At 30.5% G+C, this 23,421-nt stretch carries 18 protein-coding genes and 1 pseudogene; 4 read left to right on the forward strand and 15 right to left on the reverse strand.

Annotated elements, in window-relative coordinates:
* Positions 1-148: 148 nt before the first annotated feature.
* The 6 genes from EII37_RS06650 to EII37_RS06675 form a co-directional block, all read right to left on the reverse strand.
* Positions 149-469: a hypothetical protein gene (locus EII37_RS06650; protein WP_124788028.1), complete on the reverse strand. Its 321-nt coding sequence runs from the start codon at positions 467-469 to the stop codon at positions 149-151.
* Positions 466-1,695, reverse strand: a complete 1,230-nt coding sequence (locus EII37_RS06655; RefSeq protein WP_124788029.1) for a replication initiation factor domain-containing protein — start codon at positions 1,693-1,695, stop codon at positions 466-468. The genes EII37_RS06650 and EII37_RS06655 overlap by 4 nt, the downstream gene beginning before the upstream one ends.
* A gap of 278 nt (positions 1,696-1,973) precedes the next feature.
* Positions 1,974-3,725, reverse strand: a complete 1,752-nt coding sequence (locus tag EII37_RS06660) for an FtsK/SpoIIIE domain-containing protein (RefSeq protein WP_124788030.1) — start codon at positions 3,723-3,725, stop codon at positions 1,974-1,976.
* A 19-nt stretch (positions 3,726-3,744) separates the two neighbouring features.
* Entirely contained in the window at positions 3,745-4,203 is a 459-nt protein-coding gene (locus EII37_RS06665) for a hypothetical protein (protein WP_124788031.1), read from the reverse strand.
* On the reverse strand, positions 4,203-4,505 hold the full coding sequence (locus tag EII37_RS06670; RefSeq protein WP_001019589.1) for a hypothetical protein: 303 nt from the start codon (positions 4,503-4,505) through the stop codon (positions 4,203-4,205). Before EII37_RS06670 ends, EII37_RS06665 begins: the two co-directional genes overlap by 1 nt.
* Positions 4,506-4,593: 88 nt before the next feature.
* Complete coding sequence (locus EII37_RS06675; RefSeq protein ID WP_124788032.1) at positions 4,594-7,617, reverse strand: SspB-related isopeptide-forming adhesin; 3,024 nt, start codon at positions 7,615-7,617, stop codon at positions 4,594-4,596.
* A gap of 910 nt (positions 7,618-8,527) precedes the next feature.
* On the opposite strand from EII37_RS06675, the gene EII37_RS06680 reads away from it, so the two are divergent.
* From EII37_RS06680 to EII37_RS06695, 4 genes and pseudogenes are all read left to right on the forward strand, one after another.
* Positions 8,528-8,863: a helix-turn-helix domain-containing protein gene (locus tag EII37_RS06680; protein WP_049504171.1), complete on the forward strand. Its 336-nt coding sequence runs from the start codon at positions 8,528-8,530 to the stop codon at positions 8,861-8,863.
* A gap of 2 nt (positions 8,864-8,865) precedes the next feature.
* Positions 8,866-9,291 (forward strand): ImmA/IrrE family metallo-endopeptidase, encoded by a 426-nt coding sequence (locus tag EII37_RS06685; protein WP_124788033.1) that lies wholly within the window; start codon positions 8,866-8,868, stop codon positions 9,289-9,291.
* A 223-nt stretch (positions 9,292-9,514) separates the two neighbouring features.
* The gene (locus EII37_RS06690) at positions 9,515-10,048 is read left to right on the forward strand and encodes a hypothetical protein (protein WP_124788034.1); all 534 of its coding nucleotides are present in this window, start codon (positions 9,515-9,517) and stop codon (positions 10,046-10,048) included.
* 655 nt (positions 10,049-10,703) lie between these two features.
* Positions 10,704-10,862, forward strand: a pseudogene (locus EII37_RS06695) (transposase); the annotation flags it as partial.
* Positions 10,863-10,899: 37 nt separating this feature from the next.
* Here EII37_RS06695 and EII37_RS06700 read toward each other — a convergent pair.
* The 9 genes from EII37_RS06700 to EII37_RS06740 all read right to left on the reverse strand — a co-directional run bounded on the left by EII37_RS06700 (position 10,900) and on the right by EII37_RS06740 (position 23,158).
* Positions 10,900-12,129 carry an acetyl-CoA carboxylase biotin carboxylase subunit family protein gene (locus tag EII37_RS06700; protein WP_124788035.1) on the reverse strand — a complete coding sequence of 410 codons (1,230 nt, stop codon included), beginning with the start codon at positions 12,127-12,129 and terminating at the stop codon, positions 10,900-10,902.
* Positions 12,130-12,299: 170 nt separating this feature from the next.
* Positions 12,300-13,421 carry a hypothetical protein gene (locus tag EII37_RS06705; protein ID WP_124788036.1) on the reverse strand — a complete coding sequence of 374 codons (1,122 nt, stop codon included), beginning with the start codon at positions 13,419-13,421 and terminating at the stop codon, positions 12,300-12,302.
* The gene (gene murE / locus EII37_RS06710) at positions 13,418-14,929 is read right to left on the reverse strand and encodes a UDP-N-acetylmuramyl-tripeptide synthetase (RefSeq protein WP_124788037.1); all 1,512 of its coding nucleotides are present in this window, start codon (positions 14,927-14,929) and stop codon (positions 13,418-13,420) included. Before murE ends, EII37_RS06705 begins: the two co-directional genes overlap by 4 nt.
* 69 nt (positions 14,930-14,998) lie before the next feature.
* Positions 14,999-16,198 carry an acetyl-CoA carboxylase biotin carboxylase subunit family protein gene (locus EII37_RS06715; protein ID WP_124788038.1) on the reverse strand — a complete coding sequence of 400 codons (1,200 nt, stop codon included), beginning with the start codon at positions 16,196-16,198 and terminating at the stop codon, positions 14,999-15,001.
* Between the two features lie 2 nt (positions 16,199-16,200).
* Positions 16,201-18,519, reverse strand: a complete 2,319-nt coding sequence (locus EII37_RS06720) for a PEP/pyruvate-binding domain-containing protein (RefSeq protein ID WP_124788039.1) — start codon at positions 18,517-18,519, stop codon at positions 16,201-16,203.
* A gap of 8 nt (positions 18,520-18,527) precedes the next feature.
* A complete protein-coding gene (gene alr / locus EII37_RS06725; RefSeq protein WP_124788040.1) occupies positions 18,528-19,607 on the reverse strand; it encodes an alanine racemase in 1,080 nt (359 codons plus the stop codon).
* A complete protein-coding gene (gene murD, locus EII37_RS06730; protein ID WP_124788041.1) occupies positions 19,576-20,850 on the reverse strand; it encodes a UDP-N-acetylmuramoyl-L-alanine--D-glutamate ligase in 1,275 nt (424 codons plus the stop codon). The genes alr and murD overlap by 32 nt, the downstream gene beginning before the upstream one ends.
* A complete protein-coding gene (locus EII37_RS06735) occupies positions 20,843-22,015 on the reverse strand; it encodes an MFS transporter (protein WP_185695966.1) in 1,173 nt (390 codons plus the stop codon). The genes murD and EII37_RS06735 overlap by 8 nt, the downstream gene beginning before the upstream one ends.
* Positions 22,016-22,048: 33 nt before the next feature.
* Entirely contained in the window at positions 22,049-23,158 is a 1,110-nt protein-coding gene (locus tag EII37_RS06740; RefSeq protein ID WP_124788043.1) for a hypothetical protein, read from the reverse strand.
* Positions 23,159-23,421 lie beyond the last annotated feature (263 nt).

Below are 23,421 nucleotides of genomic sequence, written 5' to 3' on the forward strand. Positions count from 1 at the left end.
AAGGCCATTTTTCTCTATTATAAAACTACTTTAATTATATCAAAGTGATAATATGGTGTCCATAAATAGTTCGAGTATAAGTTTGAAAACAATTCCTTTTTACAATGTAAACTATAACTCCTTTATAAGATTAAAAATTTTCGCCTTCTTAAATCCACCCCTCTAAATGAAATCGATGAATCAAATTCAAACATTCATTTTCCATTTCTTCTTTACTCCTTCTCAACAATCCAAACCATAATAGTTTTCGTTTCACATCAACTTGATTTGCCAAATATGATTCGTATTCAGTAATCAATCGTTTCAATTCAATCCAATCGTTCTTTTTTTTAGTTTTATGATATTTCTGAGATTGAAACTCAATATGGGCTTGATAACCTCTTGCTACCTTACTATCTGTCAAACCATCATAAAAATTTCTTGCAGGAATCAAATATACAAGTTTTTCAATGTCTTTATATTCAATCATTCTGTCTTCCCTAACTGATTTTGAAGAAACTCTAATTCTTTTCGCTGTCTAGGTGTAAGTTCTCCTGAAGCCATTATCTTTTTCATATTCTCTTGCATGAACATTCGATCAATCTCAGACACAAATAATAATGAATTAGAAACCCTTTCTACCAACCATCTAATCGTCCTTTCCACTGAATAAGGTTCAGGGCTAACTGTTAGTCTGACTGCTTCATGATTTCCGAAAAGTTGTTGCCACTTGCTATCATACTTTCTAAAACCTTGTTCATCAGTACCATCATAGATTTGTATCGCTCCTTGAAAAATTGACCTCGTTAATTCTGCAATCTCACTACCAGCTAAGACTTCTGAAACAAATGCCCTAGCTTTTCCTTGCGAAAAACGAACTTCGTAGCGATTCCATATCCTAAACAGTCTGACACTATCTGATACGCTAATTCCTTCTTTCTTTGCTATCTCGTATCTCTTTTCATAAAAGTTAAAATACATTTCAGATTGACGACTACCAAGATAGATTGATAAGCCTTGCCTATTTTCTGATTCAAATGGATTTTCAAAATCAAATCCTCCACCACCGACAAATGAAAAGCTCTTCAAATAAGGTGATACAATCTCTTGTTGATAGTATCTATTCACTAGTGTTGACAAATCAAAATTCTCCTTCGTATCCTCCATTGCCATTTCATCAACTGCAATATCTATTCGAGTTACACTAAAATCACCTCCATAACACTTCTGAAACCTTTTTATAAAGTCAGTCCACGTTAGGTTACTATTTTCAAGATACATTTCTAATTGACGACAGCCTTGACCACTTAATTGAACCGTAATCCTATTTTTATCCTCTCCATTTTCACTAAAGCAAGAATTAAAGCCGAAGAACCAAATATCACCATAACGATACAACAGTTCATATTTCATAAATGAAGTTGTTTCAGGTCGAAGCATAACATCAAATCCGAAAAATTCTTTTGCCACAAAGTATACATCTGTTTCATTGTGAAGCGTAAATCTGAAATAGTCAATCATGTATCTTGTTAGATCAGTATCACCGTTTTTTAAACTGAACTGATTTTTTATTTCCATGAAATCTTCCTTTTTCAATGTTCTATACCCATTTTCATAGGCTTTTAGGGTAGAAACAGGGATACCAGTCTTTAATGACAACTCTTTTCTTGTCATATTTCGTTCTTTTCTAAATTTTTTTAAGTTTTTTCCTTCCATTTCTCCTTCAAAACTCCATTTTTTACCAAAAGGGACACAAAAAATCACTAAAGGGACACACCTCTATCCCTTGTCGCTGTAAGTCTAAAGTGCATTTTGTAACTTTTGTTACCCACCTATTAGAATAGGTGGGTTAATTAGTATAGTCCAGCCCTCTAGTGAGCGCTAGTGAGCGCAGGCGTTCGTCGCTTCGCTTCCTCACTTCTGCTACTAGCTACTAGAGAGCTGGACTATACCAACTACCTTTTAACAAAGAAAAAGGGGTATCTCCCCTATTCTCATAGTTCGTATTCATCAAATGGATAATTTTCCAAAATATCAGACCATTTCTGAGTTCTTGACTTTTTCAACTCAAACAAATCTCTAACTAAAAGAACCTGTTCCTGATTCATCACAATTATTCCATCTTCCCTCATAATCGTAATTTTTCCTAGTTCTTCTAACTTCTTCAATAAATTTTGAACCGAGGAGAAACTAACTCCAATGTCCATAGATACATCACTTGCTTTAACAAGATCATTTTCATCTCTCTTTATTTCTTTTTTACTAGCCATCAAGTCTTGCACCATTTCAGAACTAACTTTTTTAACTTGTCCTTTTTGCAATTCTTCTTTAGCTTGCATTTCTTCCTGTAATACTTGTTTTTCTTCTTCAGACAATCCAGCTCTAGGATTCTCTAAAGGATTGAAAGGATTTTCTCGTCTATCTATCTTTTCATATTCATCATAAAATGATAATTTTCTTTCAAGTAATGGTGAATAAAATTCTCTCGCTACTTCTCCATAGACACAAGCATAACCACGACCATAAACACGCTTACCAGCAAGATATTTCACATACTTAAATTCCTTGTTCCTATTGATTTCCCCAAATGCTAGGTCATAACCTACCTCGTCCAATCGACCAACAGAAATACGAAAGTTAATGTTCGCTTGAAGTTTAGAGCCTAAATCTTCTCTCGAAGGTTTCTGCATAGCTATTACACCAAAACAACCAGCTTGCCTTCCTAAAAGTAAGAATTGCCCCATAGCATTGTCTAAACGCTGTCTTGTTTGAAAATCAAGCATGGCACACAAGGCATTATACTCATCACAAACTAAGAAATATGGCTCTAAGCCATACTCATAAAACTTCTTCAAATCCTTATCACCATGTTCTGCACGTTCCTTGCGCATATAAGAATAACGTGCAAACATAATTTCTACTGCTCTTTCTATCATAGAAACTATATCTTCTGCTTCATAAGAGATACGACCTTCAAAAGCTCTTTGTTCTGCCATAGTCACAAAGTCAGCTTGTTTTGGATCACCTATATCCACTACACCAACTTTAGCCATTGCACGAATCAAAGTTCTCAATAATACTGTTTTACCACCACCAGTACCACCAACAACCAACAAATGAGGATCATCAATAGGATTCCAATAAAGATTCTTCATCAATTGAATACCTTTATCCGAATAGTTGACATCAGTTACCTTGATCCGATTCAAAAATGCAGAATAGGCAAGTTTATAAGTCTTAAACTTAATATCGTCCTGAACTTCCATAAAGTCCATGAAAAAGGTTGTTTCAAGTTCACTAGCAATCTTTTTAAATTTTTCCTGAAACCTATTTCCAGCCATTTTAAAGGCTACATCTAAATCATAACGATTCTGTTTCAAGTAAACAACAGGAAACACAACTTTATCAATCGTACCTGAATCTCTTTTCACCTTTTTTGTATAAGAATATCCATTTTCTTTCAAAAAGAAAGCCAGTTTAGATAGTCTTTCCAACTTTTGAAATAGGAATATTCTTTCTTGTGAAAACCATGTTAAATAGATACTTAAAACAACAAATACAATCAACAGGATCACAGAGATAACAATTGATGATATATCCAAATTCTTGATTTTTTCAAAATTTTGATACACATAGAATCCAAGTACAGGACTAAATATCAAAAAGAAAAAAGAAAAGATAAAGTATCTAAGATTCACCATGTAAGGCTTAATCTTAATTCCCCTATACGCAGGAAATAAACCCATATCTTTTCTCCTTTAGCAATTATCCTTTATGTTCTTGTTTCTGTTCCTGCTTTTGATCCTGTTTAGGTTTGGCAGCAGTTTTTTTTAGCTTATCAACTACAAATACGAATCGGTGTTTATTAGGTTCAACTTGATTTCGATCAGCCTTACGCATACCATGATATGCGATCAACAACGTATCAAAATCAATAGTTTCTTGATATCCCAGATTTAAAGCATCAATTTCTTCTTCTGATTGTTCAGTTACTTTCAAGAATACAGTGTCTTCTTGTCCTTCAGAATATACTAGAACTTCAACACCATCATAATCACCTTCTCCTGTTTCAAGATCAATATTTACAAACTGTGCCCCTTCATTCTTAATAAATTTACAATTCCCCAAAACTTCCTTTGGATTTAACAACAAATCATTCAAAATACGATATTTTTTTGAAAAAATTTCTACACGATTTCCAAGTTCTAGTCCGTTTTTAGCCATTATTTATTACCTCCTACACGTTTAAGTCCTTTAGCCAATACATTTGTTGAAGCAGAGAAATTCGGTCCTTCAACATAATCTTCTAGGAAAATTGGATCAATAGGTTCAACTTCCTCATTTACTTGATATGTAGCCATATCTTTTGGAGTGATAATTGAGAACATACCGTGCTTCCCATTCATCACAATATGTCGTGTACCCTCAAAAGGTTTACCTTCAATAATAGCTGGTGCTTTTTCAGAGCGTACATAGTTAGCCTTCCCAATCGCTTCAGGATTGAATTTAAAGTTTTCAATGTTCATTTCTTATTTTCCTTTTCTATTTACATTTTTAAACAAAACAAAAAGGACGATAATCCTGTTCTATTATCGCCCAACAACACAATTTTCACTATTTTTTTTTACGTTTAAGACCAGCTAAACCAAGCACATATAAAATACTAGCACCTATCAATCCAAGAGAACTTGAATCTGTACCTGTATTTGGCAACTCTTTCAATTCTACAGATTGCTCTTGTTTAACTGATTCAACTGACTTGGATGGTATAACTGGGTTAGATGGCTCAGTCGGTTTAACTGGCTTAGGTAGTTTAGGTAATTCAGGAGAATTAGGAACTTCAGGAGTATGAGTCACTACTTTAGCTTCCATCTCTTGACCGTTGACAATATTGACAAATCTATTTTCAACTTCTCCACTTGCGATACGCTCAACTTCGATATAGAAATCAGCATCAAACGTACCTTGTACTCCTAGAGAGTTTAGGAACTCTTTATCAATAGTGTAAACCCACTTACCGTCTTTTTCATTCCATGTTACTTTAACAATCTTCTTGATAAAGTCAGAGTTTGTACTTTGATCCAATTCAAATTTAAAAGCATAAGCAGAACCTTTCACAATCTGATCTCCTGCCTTAACCACTTTACCGTCAGCCAAGACGACATCATAAGGAAGAACTAAGTCTTTTTCAGCAAGGTATTCTGAACCACGAATGACACCAGACCAGTTGCCTGTGTATCTGTCATGCTTCAAGTCAAGCATATCAATACCGTCATACTGGTAAAGAGTATCGTGCTGAGAAGGTACAGCCACACCGTCCAAGAGGTAACGTAGATACTCGCCAATTTGGATTTCTTGACCATCACGCACCTTAGAGTTATCTTTGTGATCCACAGCGTGTTTTTCAGGTTTCAAGTCAGGAATTTGAACTGTTACCAAGTTAGAAACAAAGCCATTACCAAAGTCAATTTGATGGAAATCATTTTTAACAATTTGTCCTTTTTCTACAAGCAAACGTGCAGGAAGGTCAATCGTGATATTCTTAGCTTGTTTAACGTAGTTTTGATAGAATGAAGCAGAATCTTTCGCTACCCAAAGGTAAAACTCGCCTTTAGGGTTCAAACCAGCTTCTTTCAAAATGTTTTGAATTTCTTTTGTACGTTGTTTTTCAGAAAGAACATGGTACATATTAAAGAGCGCTTTAACGTCTTTACCAGTAGAATCCTTCATAGTGATTTTGCTGTCATCTACCTTGTATGCACCATCTTGTACGTCATCTGCCATAGCCCATGTTTTACCATAAGTTTTAGATTCAGTAATAAATGTTGAATATGGTTTGTAGTCAGTTGTCAAACTGAATTTCACATTTTTATCAAATGTGTTTGCACCATCAATGTTGTTTGCGTAGTTATCTTTGATAGCCTTCACAGGTTTTGGAGTTGATGGTTTCACACGTAAGCGTGAGTAGTTAACTTTTACTTTAGGAGCTACAGGACGCTCAGGCAATTCTTTTGGTTTTTCCAATTTAGGTTTAGGAATTTCCTTAGTGTCTTTTGGCTCGTAGTTAGGTTTTGTAGGTGGTGTAGTCAAGATTGTTACAGGAACAGTTGCACTTGCTTTACCAAACAATCCAACAGCCCAGTTTTCAGATTCAAAAATTTCTTTGTCAGTTGGAACAGGCTTATCTTCTGCAATAGCTTTATTTTTAGCTCTTTTACGAACATAATCAATTTCAGATTGTGAGTGTTTCCCTACTCCGTTGTGGTAAGAAAGATTTAATGTAGAACCATAGCCTACTGAGAGGATTGAACCACGGGGAATATCAGCTTCATCTAGGACGTTAGCATAGCCAAGGTCGCCTGCCTTTACACCAAGGTCAGGAACATCAGAAGTCCAAGCTGTCTTGTATTCTCCTTTGTAGTAGTCCTTGCCATCACGCTTAACTTTATTAACGTCTGAACCTTTTGGATTGAGGACAATACCTTCTGTTCCATCTTCATAAGCCAAACGCAACTCTTGTCCGTAGTCAATGTCATTCAACATTGAAGCAATAGTCAAGATAGCTTTTTGTTTGTTTTTTTCTAGGAAGAACTCAATTTTAGGATTGAACTCAACTAAGTTCCAAAAACCAAAATTGATAGAACCGTCTTTGTCGTATTCATAAATTTTAATTTTTGTGTCTGTCAATGGTTGCCCATTTTCAACCCATTCTTGTTCAACTTTATTCAAAGTGAACTTAGCAGAGATTTTTTCCCCTTTATCGTTTTCAGCAACGTTATGAATCGTGAAAGAATCGCCTGCTTTTGGATCATGAACTTGCCCTAACAAGCCTTTGCCTTTAACGATAAGATCTTTACGACTACCTGAGATAGTTGAATCGGTATGAAGTCCAATATAGTCTTTGACATTCATCAATCCTTCTAGCCCTTCAAATGAAGCAGTCAGTTTTTTGTAATAGTTGACGCTTCCACGTTGGCTTTCGTCATAATCGCCATAAACCGTGATATGAGGTTTTTCAGCTTTTACTCCCTTTTTGGCTAGTTCTTCTTTTTCTTTGTTGTACTTAGCAAGGTCGTCTTCATATTTTGCTTGCTTTTTGTCATAGTCATCTTTTAGATCAGCGTTATCCTTTTCAACCTTTTCATTGTAGGCTTTTTGATCTGCTACAGCTTTGTTGTAGGTAGCTTCTTTTTCAGCGTTATCCTTTACGATACGCTTATTTTCTGCTTCAATCGCCTTGCGCTCGGCTTCATTGTTAGTTTTAGCATTTGTGTAGTCAGTAGTTGTTTTTTTAACTTCTGCTTCTTGCTTCGCATAATCAGCTTCAATTTCTTTTTTCTTTTCTGCGACTGTTTCAGAAGTTGCAACACCTTTGTCTTGAACAGCTCCAACTTCAACCTTTACACCTGCGTCTTTAGCTTCTGCTACAGCTTTGTCAAGATTGTCGTGTGAAATAGGTACTTCTACTTCTGTTTTCTTTTCTACAGCTACAGGGGTATTCACATTTACCTCATCAGCAGTTACAGTTGAAGAGAAAGACATTCCCAACATTGCAAGTGCAAGGATAACTCCACAAGCACCACCAGATTTCATCTTACGAATAGAACCGTAAGCCTTAAATTCTTGATTTTTCAACATTTATTTTTAATTCTCCTTTTATTGATATTTTTATTTTTTAATCTCGTCACTTTCAAGAAGGGGAACGAGATCGCTTAGTTACTACAATCATTTTTTCTCCTTTTCTACAAATAAAAAAGCCAGTTCCCCAACTGACTTTAAAAATAATAATTCATTTTTGTATGCTATCTTTTGAAATATTTATTCATTGCTTGTTAAAAACTATATAACCTTGCACATAAATTTTGAATAACTCGTTATCACCTCATTTCCTATTGTTAATTCACATAAAAGAATACAAGTATATTCTCTTGTGAAAACTAACAATAAAACTTATTGTTAATTTTCTAATCAGTAAAGACTTTTCTCTAATGTCTTTACTGATTCCTGGTTATTTATATGCTCATGTCTTCGCATATTTTCAGCTTCTAAGCCTACTACCTTCGCCAAAGTCACGAATTTAAGAATAACTCAATATCCCCTCTTTCTTACCTAAAGGCATTAGCACAAGTTAATTACTCAACTCCCACATACCGACCATACGACATATAGACTTCACTATCTCTCTCTAGCTACCTTCTACGAAGTATCATTGACTGTTTTCAGCCGTCAGTTCCCTTTACTTATCTACTAAGGCGAAAGGACTAAAAACCCAACGTGATCATATGAAATGACTAGTAGATATAAAACCTAGAGCTACTAACAGTCTTGACTTTTAACCAGAAATCACTTATAATTAAATTGCTACATTTATTAATCGTGTTTGGTCAGTGTAAATCATTGCCTGACACGTTTTTTTATTAAATTTTCAAAGGTCAATCATCACAGAAAAATGTAATCATTTGATTACATAGACTATTATATAATCAAATGATTACATTGTCAAGGCTTTTGTAAAATTATTTTATTATTTCTTATTACGGTACTTATTATGGAATTTAAAGATAGATTAAAAGAAATTCGACTGAACAATAAACTCACTCAAAAAGAGGTTGCAAACCACTTCCAAACTTCACCCCAAAGTTATGCCCAGTGGGAGAAAGGGCTAAGAAAACCATCAGCAGAAAATCTTCAGAAACTTGCAGATTTTTTCAACGTTTCAACTGACTACCTTTTAGGGAAAACTGATTTTCCTGAACCTGATTCGGATATTGATTTAGATACTGCTATTGATAATTCAGTCGCTTTCGATGGTACGCCTATCACAGATGACGACCGAGAAATCATCAAAAATTATCTGAAAGATTACTTCGCAAATAAAAAATAAGTATGAATCTAAATAAAGTTATAAAAGAGATTGAGCAATTAAACTGCCAAGTTATCATCCTTGACAACTTATCCTGTAAGGGGAGATATGTACTTGCAAATAACAAACACTTTATTTTCCTTAGTTCCAATACAACTGATATTGAAAAAATAAATATCCTTCTTCACGAAAAACACCATCTCATTAATGATGATTGTAACAACTCTTTATCTCAGATCGATACTTTTAAAAATCATATTGAATCTGATACTGAAAAAAGAAGAATACTTGATTTTATGAGTTTAGTAAATAGTGAATACCCAATTGATGAAAGTTTTAATTATCAAAACTATATTTTAAATGCAGAAATTCCAGCAAAATATGAAAATTATGTTAAGGAAATTGCTAGACAATTTTATAATGATAACAAAAAAAATAACATTATCTGATGATAGTGTCAGAATGAAGACAAACGTCATTTTGCTCATTTGTCTTTTTATCTTTTCAAAAATATTTTGTCTCATCATCTACTAATCTATCCAAAAATCTGAATTTGAGAAAAATAAAAAGGGATATTCGCTATCCAATTTCATTAAGTTAAGAAATTCAAATACAATTCTGTATTTGGGTTTCTTTTTTATGTGATAAACTATAGTTAAGGAGGTATGTCCCATGATAAAACAGATAAAAACCCACTTGAATAATAGTATTAAGAGTATCCTTGGTCAAAAAGTTGAGTTCGTCAAACAAGATGAACAGGCCTTTACTTGTAAAAGAAGTTTAACACTAGGAACCATGATTCGTACAATTTTGGGAATGGGCGAGAAATCACTGTCAAAAGAATTACTAGATGCCAAACTGACAGTTTCAAATTCAGCCTTTATTCAAAGACGCTATCAAATAAAACCTGAGGCTTTCTATGACCTTTTTAAAGAATTTACAGCACCTATTCCACTTAATACTGATTTTCCAATATTCGCTGCATATGTGAGTGATATCTGTATTCCTCTAAATCCCATGGATACAGAAACCTCTATCCAAACCAAAACGGATGTTAAATCCTATAATTTCATACATATAAATGCCCTATACGACTTGACGGCTGGAGTGTATAGAGATGTTTCTATTCAAGACAAACATGCTCAAGCTCTGATTCAGATGATAGAGGCTTCTCCCTTTCGAGAAAGCTCTTGTTATCATGAATAGAAGCTATGAAAGTTACAATCTCATGGCTCATTTTCAAGAAAAAGGATGGCTTTATATCATCCGTATTCGAGATGGGAAATAATCCATGTCTTCCTCCTCCAACTTTTCAAATACGGAGTGTTTTAATCAAAACTTTCTCTCAAATTATCACGAAAACAAACCAAGCAACTCAAAAAACTTTATCATGATTTCCCCAATGACTATCATTTTTTCCATACAATTCTACTTTTAATTTTCTTCCAGAAACAAGTCAAAAACAAAACCCTGTAGCACTCTATGAACTTTCTTTTCGTATAGTGCGTTTAGAAGTGGAAGAAGGAAAATACGAACTTTGTGACGAATGTCCAACAATTAAAAAATCTTTATGCCATCAGATTAGGCATAGAGGTTAGTTGTTATGTTACTATTAGTCCATCTTGCTCCGCTATGTTCGAGAAAAAAACCACCCGCATATTAAACTGCACCCCAAAAGTTAGATTTTTCTGTCTAACTTTTGGGGTGCAGTTTAATATGCGGGTACGCGTCGAAGATTATACCAAAAAACTCTGAACACGATATAATAAAGGTGTTCAAGCCAATTGTAAAGCGAAAAGAGAAAAATATGGCACAAAAGACTCATAGTTTATCACACACAAAATAGCACTGTAAGTATCACATTGTTTTCCTCCCTAAGCATAGACCAATAGTGATCCATAATCAATATCGAAGTAGTTTAGGCGAAATATTTCATCGTTTGTGTAGTTATAAAGGTGTTAAAATTATCGAAGGACATCTTATGCCATATCATGTACATTTGTTAGTAAGTATTCCACCAATCAGTTATTCTATAATAATATTTAAATGATTTTCACTTATATTTTGACATATTTATAATCTTCAGAAATATTATCTAGAATTTTAATCTTATCGATAAAATCAGATTCATTCTCAGCAGTAATAATAGATAAAAAATCTGACTCTGCTACTGATTCTAACTTTCCTTCTTTAACATCCCCAATTTTCGAGAATCTCCAGGTCATATCTGTAAAAGAAAATTTAGATCTATCAGGTTTATTCACTAACTTTCCTTCTTTTTTTACAGAAAAATAAGCTGCCGAAATTTTTAAAGGAGACAGAATGTTAGTATAGTTTAATGTAATCATATTATCAATGCTAACTTTCTTTGAAGAAATACTCCAATATTCTTCCAATATATCAACATCAAAGGCATTTTTAATGAGTCTTGGAATTTCACCTCCGCCGAATCGTCTACCAACTTCACAAAATAATATTTCTTGAGTCTCTGGTGAATAAAACCATTCAAAATGAAACGGTGTAATTTCCTCATTAAATGATACAACCTGTAGAATTTTTTTACTCTCTTCAAAAATTTTTTCTTGTATAGATCTTAAATTTTTATTGTATAATTTTGAAGTTCGCACATATTGATTTTTTTTATTATCTTTTGCATCTAATTCAAGAACAGAATACTCATGATTAAAATATCTTTTTATCTCGCCCTTTTTCGAGTATCCATCGGCTGTAACCATGAATTTCATATCAGTCATTTCTTCAATGATAAACGAACCAGAAATATAACTTGAAAAATCAAAAGTTTCACTCTCACTTCTAGTAAATGTTAAGATTCCAACAGATGCAGCACCAAACCTAGGTTTAATAATAAATTTATCAATTGTACAATTTCGAATAAAATTGTGGATATCCTCTAATGATTCAATGAGACTAAATTGGGGTTGAGGTACAATACCATCAAGAACACTTCTCATTACATATTTATCTCTAAAAATGGTATTTTCAAAAAATTTAGAGTCTTGTCTAAAGAAATAATCATTTAAAAATCCTACCCATTGCATATCCTCTTCACAAATAGTATTAATTGATTCTATATCATACTTTAAACAAAGTTCTCTACATAACCTAATTAATGTTGGTAAAGAAAAATCTTTTGTAAATAATGCTGAGATATTCTGTTTCCCATTAATTAAATTTTTATTTCTATCAATAGTAATAAAAACTATCTCATCTCCTATACCGGTTAACTCATTTTCTTTAACAGGATATCTATGTATAAAAATTTTCATTTCAATATTTAATTCCTTTCACTCAAAACAAATCACTAAATATAGCGTCTCCAGTGCCTAATGCCTCGATTATAAGCTTATGATTCCTATATGATTTACATACCCACCTTAATTAGAAATCTATATTGTATTACATTACATTTTACCTTATAACTCCAAATATTTCCCTTTTATTCAATTTTGCAATATCTTTTAAGTTGCTGAACTCTCTTCATTTTCTCACTTTCAGAGGATGAAACAAAAACTGATGAAAATTTAAAATCTGAAACATCTTTTGAGGTAGTAGCACTTTTTCCTATTGCAATTCCATACTTTATTTTATTTTCAAAGTTAAAATATGAATGATCAAACTTCGTTACTGGTTCACCATCATTTAACTTAATAAATGATGTACCATGTTTTTTAGGCCTTGTAAGGGACTCCACTTTAACTGGCAATCCATTTATCAAAGACCAAAAAATATTTGTGAATTTTTCTCCGAAAGCAAAATCAATGATTTCTGGAATTCTACCTCCTCCAAATCGCTTGGCAGCTTCACAAAAAATAAAATTTTCTTCCTTTGATTCATAAAACCATTCAAAATGAAATGGATATATGGAATTTTTAGAATTATCAAAACCATCAACAATTTCTTGAGTTAAGCAAAATAACTCCTCTATTTTTGTAAAATCTTCCCAATAAAATGGATTTGTCGATATGACTATATAACCATTATTTATAGAATCAAGTGGAGAGTAGTCATATTTATTTGAGTAAAACTTTACAATTTTTCCATTACATACAATACCATCACATGTAAACATTTGATCATAATTAATTTTTTCTTCTGAAATTAATGAATCATTACACTCTATTTCCTGTACAATTTTTATACCTTGAGAAGCTTGACCTAATCTAGGTTTCGTTATAATAGGAGAAACTAGATCCCCCATAAACTTAGGCTGTTTAATTCCTAAAGTATGAACTCGCAGTCTCATAAATAATTTATCTCTGAACAACAGATTAATCATCAAATTATGTAAGTCATTTGTAAAAAAATTATTTAAAACTTCTATATCAAATATCATACTCTCATCTAATGTAAAAACATGTTCAACAGAAGAGTAATTTTGTTTTGTCAACGAAGAAAATATATTGGCTATTGTGTACGGCTCACAAACTATAATATTTTTCATTGAAAAACCCAACGAAATGTACTCCTGTAATTTAGTTTTAGGAACAATAACCGTTAAATTTTGATGTGGTTCAACACCAATAGTTTTTGGACTATACTTATAAACAAAATACTTCATTTTTTTAAACTTTCAACATATTCTTTTGCAATTTGATAATCACCTTCATAAAATTCACGAACTCCTTTTCTTTTCTGAAATTTATCTGCTCCTTTCCCAGCGAGTAATATGATTGAATTTGGAGATGAATTACTAATGATGTATTTAATCGCTTCTTTTCGATTCGAAATTATCGTTCTTGAAATACCATCATCTAAATGAATTTCAATCTCTTTAATAATTTTTTCAGTCTCTTCATAATTTGAATCATCCTCAGTTAAAACAACATAATCAGCAAACTTTGATAACACTTTTCCAAAATCTTTTCTTCTAGACTGTGCCTTATTACCCGGACTACCAATCAATACGTTAATTTCTTTATCTGGAAAAACTATTTTTAGTTCTGATAAAACTTTTTTTAAACTAATGTAATTATGCGCATAATCAATTACAACTAGTTTCTCATCTTCTGTTTTAAACATCTCCATTCTTCCTGGAATCACAATCGACTTTAACGCACGTTTTATATCTTTTATAGAAACCCCAAATTGTAAAGCTATAGAGATTGAAGCCACTGCATTTTCTATATTATAATCTCCAAATAAATTAACAAAGAATTCCCCGTACTCTTGAAAAGGAGAAGTTAATTTAAAACTATTGCCACCAATTTTTTCCCATATAAAATCACATTCTTTATTTGATTTTATATTACCAAATGTTATTATTTTTTCTGTACAATCTTTAGCAGCCTCTTCTAACAGCTGATAATAATCAGAATCACTATTGAGAATTACAGTTTTAGACTGTTTAAACATCTTCCTCTTAAAATAGAAATAATCCTCAAAATTAGGATGCTCAATATCTCCAATATGATCCGGACTAATATTCAAAAAAGCAGCAACATCATAATCTAAGCCATAAACCCTATCCAACTTTAAAGCTTGTGATGATGTTTCCATAACTAAAAATTCCATTCCATTGTCAGCAGCAGTTCGTAACATTTTAAATAAATCCAACGACTCTGGAGTAGAAAGTGATGCCTTAATTTTTGTCACACCATCCAAGATAATATCTGCTGAGGAAATCAAAGCAGCCTTTCCATCTGTATGGATATCTAAAATATTCTTTAACATATATGCTGCAGTAGTTTTTCCTTTTGTACCACCAAATGTAACTAATGTTATATCATTTTGGGGATTATCATAGTAATTCGCTGCAATGACTGCCATTGCCTTTCTGACATCGTTTACAACAATTCCTACAGCTGTTGTATCTGGAAATTCATCTATACTTTCAGTAAAATATGCAGAAATATTCTTTTCCAAAGCTTGATTTAAATAGCTTAGTTTAAAATTATTTCCTTTACAAAAAAATATATTTCCTTCACTAACATCTTGAGAAGTATACGATAAACCAGAAATAGTTCTATCATATTGGTCAGGTAGATCATAGTATGCAACTAAGTTAACATATATTTCTCTAAAATTATCTTCATTCTTCAATATTTTTATACAATTTGATATTTCCATTATTTCCTCCAATAATATAAGCGCTAAAAGTATGAATCTTGGTTTTATTCACTCTCCTAGTATTAAAAGTTAATCAAGTGAATAGGTAATCTCTACATCTGCAATTTTTTCAATTGTATTTAGCTTTTTATAACAATCTAAATACGTTAATCCCTTTACCAGTATTGCAGCCACACAGTGCATACTATTCTCAGCCCCAGAATAATATGTACCAATTTTTCCAAAAATCTTGATATCTTCACATGGTATACAGTCTTTCTTTAACATATTTAGTAGAACACCTTTCTTAGGCGCTAGCAGAATAAAGCCATAATTATATTTAAAACTAGGCTTTATTTGGGATGCCATTTCTAAATTGATTTTTTCCAATACCAATAAATGATTTGGATCAATCCCGATCATTTGAGTTAACTCCTCTTTTATTCTTCCACCTCCTAATCTGGCGGCTATTTCGCAAAGTTTAATATCCATTTCATCAGCAAAAACTTCCAAATGGAATAAATAACTTTTCTGTATATTAATTTTATCTAGCAATAGTTTTGCAAAGCTTTCCAAGCGAGTAAAAATTTCATTATTTTGATCCAATTGAATACTTGTAACATTACCACTGTAAAAAAATTCAAAACAATTTTTTATATATTTGGATGGAATACAAAATTGTAATTTGCCATCTAAAACAAATCCATCAATGTGGTACACATCTGCAGTAATATATTCTTCAAGTAGGTAGGATTTGATAGGGTTATTAAAATACTCTTTCAATTTTTGAATACTTTTAATTTTAATTACACCAATGGAACCCATTCCATCTACCGGCTTCAATATTATTTTTTCATTATTATCATAAAAAAACTTCTCTGCTTCTTCTATATCTTGAGTTAAACAAAAGTTAGGAACAGAAATACCTAAATTCTTTGCTCTCTGTTTCATATAATTTTTGTTTCTAAAAAAATAAGTTTCTTGAATCGTTAGCCCATCAATTTGTAATTCAGAACGAATTGTAGCAGCAATTTCTAAGTCTCGTTCATCAATTGCAATTAGTGATTTTATGCTAAAGTTTTTATGAAATTCCATGATTGTATTATAAATTAATTTTTCATCCCACTTAGGAATACATTCAATTTTAAATGATGTCATATCTGAAATGGCTAAAAAATCAGAAATTGCACCTTTTTTAACAAATATAACTATCTTTTGATTGCTGAACTCTTTCACAAATTCTTCAAAGTTAAAGCTCTTTGCACTTATTGGACACAAAATTGCAATCATACTTATTCTCCTTCAATTATTTTTTCGTAACAATTTAAGTACAGATATTTCTTATGAGATAGTTTGTCATAAAGATGTTCACCGACACCTATAGCAGCAGGTATTCCATTTTCTGAACATCTAATTGCCATATGTGATGCTGCACCACCAAATTTTGTAACTAATCCAGATATTTTACAACTAAATAACCATTCAAAACCAGGATCTGCATTTTCAATGAAAATTATTTTCCCCTTCAATTCATCAAAGGGTATTTCTTTGAAATTTGGATCAATTCTTTTTACTACAGAAGTTACAATTCTATTAGTAATAAAATTTGCACTTGATTTTTTAACACTGATACAATATAAATTAATTGATGGAGTGATTACATCTGGTAACATTACATAATTATTAATATGGCTTTCATATTCACGTCTTTTTATTATATTACAAATTTCTTTATAAGAAAGATTACCATCTAAAAATTTAAAAATCTCATTAATTGTTAATAAGTATCCATTTTGAACATTTTTATTCTCTAAATTTTTTTCAATTAAGTCTAAAAAACGACTTAGTGATTTACTATATTCAAACTTAAACTGTTCTCTAAGTTTAATAGACTCAGCAATGAAATTAAAGAAATCTTGTAAATTAGCCGTAATTTTATGTTCTTTTAGTGCTTCATTTATGTTTCTTTTCTCAAAAATATTAAGATGAAAAATACTGTTTTTTAAATCTTTTTCAGAATTAATTACATCATCAGTATTTTTAAAAATCGAATCAACAAATTCCTCTAATTTTAAATTTCGAAAATCATAGCTCCCACTTCTTAAGAATCCATATTTTTTTAGAAATATATTCCTGTTTGCTTCATCTTGTATTGCTTCAAGAAAATCTTTCTTGTATTCTTTTGATATTGTTGGAATACTGCTTATAAATTCATTGTATCTTTCTTCAGTAATATAATTTTCTTTTTTCAAACTCTTAAGTAGCTTCAAACCCACAAAACTTTGTCTTACAATATACGCAAATGGAAACATTCCTTTATATTTCAAATTATTATAAAGCACGTGTAGATTCGATGTATTTTCAGAAGAAAGTTCTTGAATCTTTTTTATCATTTCTCTAGATGCTACATTCCAATTGTAAATCATTTTATTAGTAATTTCAACAATACTTTCTTTAATAGCCGTCAACTCTTGATTTGTAAATCCATAGGTTTTCATTTTTTGAAATTTTTCTGCTTCATCAAATGATACACAAGTATGCACAATTTCAAACTCTACCTTATCATGCAACCGTAAATCCAAATTCAGAGTATCAAGATAATAATTGACCAGTTTTTCTTTTAATTTCGAAGGCAAATTTTCAGGAATATAAGAATTAAAGTCAGTCCGTACATTTATATATGGTTGTCCAAACAACTCAATCATAAGCCCAGAATCTTTTGGATTATTATATCCAAGTTGTTCTCTGGATGTACGCCATATTTCCTTAGTAATTATATCTTCATATAGAGAATAAGAAAGTATACTGGGATGTTGGCCAAGCATTTCTGCTGGATTCCAGTCCGTCATATTACTTAGTATTGTACCATTACCATAGTTATTTAAATCTCGTTCCCAATATTTATTAATTTGTTTAGTGAGGGTAGCAATTACTTTTCCAACCTCTTTTTGTATAATTTCTGATTTATTTTTGTTAACACACAACTTTCTTGCTTGAAAAAGAACTAATACACCTTTTTTGAAGGCAAATTCTATATCTATATCATAATTCAATTCTTTTTCTAAAATTCTTATCAGTTGAACAATTTTCAAAATCCTATAATCATTAATTTTTTCCAGTGGCGTATCTCTAAATATGTAAGTTGTACTCTCATCTTTACTTGTTCCACTAGTAACTGTATCTGTTTTCTCTGTGTTATCAATACAAATTTGATAATACGGGGCATTCTTATTTAGTTCAAATGAAAAAGCTACGCCTGAACAGTCGACATGTCTTATACACTCCTGAATTAAAATTTGCTGATCATCAACATTTTCTAAAAATTCATTATACGAATCTATAATTTTTTCAATATACTTAACAATCGTTGAACTGTCATTGTATATATTGATATAACTCTCGTACTTACCTGCATTTGATTTATCATTCTGATCTTCATCTAATGTACTTGATCTAATTGCTAAAAATTTGGATGGTATTTCATTCAGTATTTTTTCAATAACCTTCTTTTTATTATTATTCCAATCACTAACTGTAATGATAATAAACTTAGGAATTTTTACTGATAAATTAAGTTTGTCTAAATATTTTAAAGTATCTGCTTTTGTCATCGTTTATTTTAAACTATCCTCCGTAGAATCTTTGAACTTAATGCTGTTGTAATTAGACTACCTTTTTTATGCAGAATTGAAGACAAATATCTAAGGTCATCCTCTGGGGTTTGCTGTGAAATAAAATATACTTCGTCTCCAATACTCAGATCATCTATTCCTGTGCAATCAATTAACATACAATTCATAAAAATTTCTCCAATTATAGCTACTCTTTTATCCTTAACATAGACAAAGTAGTGGTTCACAATTTCTCTTGGAAGTCCATCAGAAAAACCAACAGGTATACTAGCAATTTTTTTGTCTGAATCTAAAATATACTTTTGAGCATACCCCAACTTTTCTCCTTTAGTAAAATGGTTAATATGAGAAATATACGATCTAATATTAATTATCGGTTTTATATATTGTCTTCCGAAACCATATATCAAATCACCTATTCGAATATGTGTATCTAGTCTAGCTAAACTATTATTAACATAATCAAAGGTAGCTGAACATATAATGTGTGAGATGCATTTTTCATTTGATTGTTTAAATTGTTTGACTATCGTAGTCCATATTTTTACAAGTTGATCATCTTCATTAATGTTATTTACAGAAATTTGACTAAATACACCATTTATATTGAAGTAATCATTTGATAATATTTGCTTCACCAATTTTTCATCATATGTTATTCCTTGTCTATTTAAGCCTAAATTAAATTCAACTTGAAAGTTAAATTTCACCAATCCATTTTTTTTACAAAAATTTTCAATTGTTTTAAAACTTTCTATTTCTGAACAAACTAGTTCTACATTCAATTTTATTGCCTCACGCAAAGTTAAATCATTAATTACTGAATCTAAAACTATAATTTTGGCTTTTGAGGAAATTCTTCTTATTTCCGATGCTTCATCCATCGAATACACAGCAAAATACTTAATTCCATTACCAAATAACAACTCAAAAACTTCTGCGATACCGTGTCCATATGCATTTGCTTTTAATACAGCAATTATATTTTTGTTGGTATTCCTTACAATATAGTCCAAATTATGTTTTAAAAATTTACTATTTATTTCGATTACTATATTCTTCGACATATTCTATGAATACTTTCCTTCTATCAAAATGATTTAAAAATAAGTCTCTTGAATTTGCACCAGGAGAAAAAACAACATTATATCCCTCTTGAACTGAAAAGTTTAAACATTTTTCAAATGCGTCTAAAAATTTTTTCCCAAAATATTCATATTGGTGATAGTTGTTTTCTTGAAATATTTCCTTTAAAATTTGTCCTGTCTCTCCAATTAAAAATGTTTTTATTCCTTTTTCCATAATAGTTCTTGCAAGTGGTGTGTAGTTTGCTAACTTATCATTAGCACCACCACAAACCAATAGAACTTTCGTTTCTATTCTTTTTAAACAAAACATTGTTGACCATTGATTTGTAGCTTTTGAATCACAGAATACCTTAATAGGTAGCGAGCATTCAACTAACTCCATTGCACCTTCTAATCCTTTAAAATCATTTATTGTTGCCTGAAAAATCTCATCCGATATACCTAACTCTTGTTTAACAGCAAATGAACTTAAATATGTTTCTCTTAAAAAAATATTTCCGTTTTTAAATTCCGTATCAATACTCATTATGAAATTAGAAAAATACTGTAACCTAAACTCATTATTATATCTTAAACCTTTAACTATACAATCTAAATCATTAGCTATTAACAAATCAGTTTTTTTTAAATTTTTGAATATATTCATTTTATATTCTTTGTATTTGTTAAAATCAATTCCCCAGTTTCTATGTTCTGGCTTAATATTTAATAAAATAGAAATATCTGCTCTAAAATCTTTTATATTAGCTAATTGTGCATGGCTCACTTCTAAAACAACATAAGAATCATGTGTAATTTCTAAAATTTTGCTTGAAAATGGCACACCAATATTACCTAATTTATAAACTTTAAAACCAGACTTTTTCAACATTTTATATATAAATGTAGTCGCACTTGATTTCCCATTTGTCCCAGTTATCGCAATTATTTTTCCTTTACATCTTGCATATGCAAATTCTATTTCTGAAATGATGTTAACATGTAACCTTCTTGCAGTTTTAATAATCTCATCATTATCAGGAATACCTGGTGAAACAATTAACGTATCAAATTTATGTAGTAAATTTATAAAATCATTTTTTTCAGATATTATTTTATCTATTACGCTTAGCTGTATATTACTATCGAAAATCACATAGTCCTCTCCTTCATATTCAAGAACCTTGCTAACTGCTTGACCTGAAACTCCGTATCCATAGATCCCAAAAAAATTTTTACTCATTCTTGTATACTCTCCAAACGATATTCGTTGCACATACCCCCAAAGTAAATAGGAGAACTGCTATACTTATGTTAGTGTCTAAAAATTTACCGAAAAATACTGATCCTATTGGAATTGCTATATTTGAGAAAATATATAAAAGGGAAAATACTTTTCCAATATTTTCCTTCTCTACATCTAATTGTAAAATACTCTGACTGGATACTGCATATCTAGTCATTGCAATAGCTAAAATAAGAGAAGAGACTGGTATTCCATTATTAAATTGAAGTACTACTGAAAAATATAAAACTATAGAACCTATAACCAATAATATTCGTTCAACTAGAATTTTTTTATCAAATTTCCATAAAATATAAGAAAAACCTCCTATAATTCCACCAAGTGATTCACAAAATAATACGATACTATATAATGTTTTACTATTTAAAAGCATCGTACACACATATATAAGTATTATATTGTAGCCAGTAAAGAAAATATTTAACCAAAAATTTGATAAAAATATTCTTTTTGCATTATTTCCAAATTCATTGTTTAATATAATTTTTTTAAAAACTTTTATGAATCCAACACTTCTTTTTTGTGACTCTAAATGTTGTACATTCAATGATTTAATTAAAAATGCAGTAACAAAAAAACTCAACATGTTAATTGATATAGCAGGCAGTATGTCTATAATCTTTAAACTAAAAAAAAATGTACTAATTGGTGCAACAGTTATGGATAAAATTTGACTTGAAATAACCATAATTTCATTATAGAGTGGCAACTGTTTCCCTTTGTAAACAAATGCTATTATTTTTTTATAGATCGGAGAAGATAAGTTTGATGAAAAGTTTAATAGAAGTACCATCAAATAAATTACAGGCAATGAGTATCCAAAAAACAAAGGAGTGGCGCAAATAATTCCAGAAATCAAGTTCAACAAAATCATTATTCTAATTGAATATTTATTGTCAGCAAGATAGCCTCCTATAAAACTACATACAATCGCAGTAATTCCGCTTAGGGTAACAGCATTACTTAATACTGTTGCTGAATTGTATTTTTCTAACAGCCATAGTTCTAAAATTGTATTAAAAACAATATTTCCTATTAAAGAACAATTCTTCGCATAAACTAGTCTCAAATCAATATCAAAAATCAATTTAATTTTTTTCAATTGTAATCCTCCTAAACGGTTCTTTTCAGTTATTTAATGATTAAAATCAGCTACGGGGTCAAAAATTGTATTCTCCTTTATATCAAAATGATAGGCTATTGTAGATTTTTTATTTTGAAAATCATCCAGATTACCACACCAAAAATCTATTACTCTTTTAGAAATTCCCATTGTTGTTTCCAAATATTCCTTATTTGTTAACAAAGTATTATTAAAATATTTTGACTTTTTGTTAACAATATTTTTTATATAATTCTCCACAGCTGTTGAGAAATCGTTTTGATATTCTTTCCTAAATTCTGCGACAATTAAATTAATGTATGATTGATCTAGTTTTGAATTTGTATATAATTCATCTAATATTTGTTTAAATAATTTTTTTACTATATAACCAGTAGATTTTGAAGACATACCTACATTCTCGCTCAAAAAACACATTATCCCAAACATATTTCCTAAAATTAAATTTTGACTTGGTTTCGATAAGAGATCTATTTGAGATATTAAAGCTTTCGAAAAATTATATTTAACAGAATCGTCTCTATTAATAATCATTTCCAAACGATTTGAATATATCACTGAATCTATTGAAAACTTTCCATTACATTTGTAATTAACTAAAACAAAGTTAGCTAGAGTAATCATGCCGTTGTTATAGTGATATAGAATTCTGTAATAATAATGTTCGCCGTATAATGGCAATTTACATTTCAATCTCGAACTATTGTTTCTTAAATACAATATATTTTTCTCCCTATGTAAATGTTGGTGAAAATCACTTAAATCAGGAACTAAAAAATATACATTTTCCAGATCAATCTCCATTTCACTTAAAAATTCTATTATTAAATTCTGCAGTTCATAAATTGTAGTTTCTTCATTATATGAATGAATTGATACTACTCTATTAACAGTCTGAGCAAAAGGATTATATAGTTGTTGAGGATAAATATCTCTATAGCAATTTTGAATATATACTTCCTTGTTTGAATCTTTATTAATATATTTCTCTAATAAATTTATTATGGGAGAGAAATTATATGAATGTTTATTTTTTGATCTAACTAGAGGAAATCCCTCAGAAAACTTAAAGCCTTTATCAACGAAAAAATTTACTATTTTTTTATCTATTTTTTCTATCATCCCAACCTCTATCGTCTTTTATTATTGATCGTATCCTAAATTAGAAAATATTTTCGGACATCAAACCAACATCAATTACCATTTAATACAATCACACCAATATGAATTAAAGCATTAAAGTAAATTTTAAGTCAATCAATTATAGACAAATACTATCTTCCAATTATGGATAAACAAATAACATTTTATCCTCATTATTCTACTAGAAATCCTTAAAAATTATTGCTATCTATGCAAATTTAACTATATATAAATAGTCTTTT

Source organism: Streptococcus sp. OH4692_COT-348 (assembly GCF_003859975.1).
In the GTDB taxonomy this organism is placed as follows: Bacteria; Bacillota; Bacilli; order Lactobacillales; family Streptococcaceae; genus Streptococcus.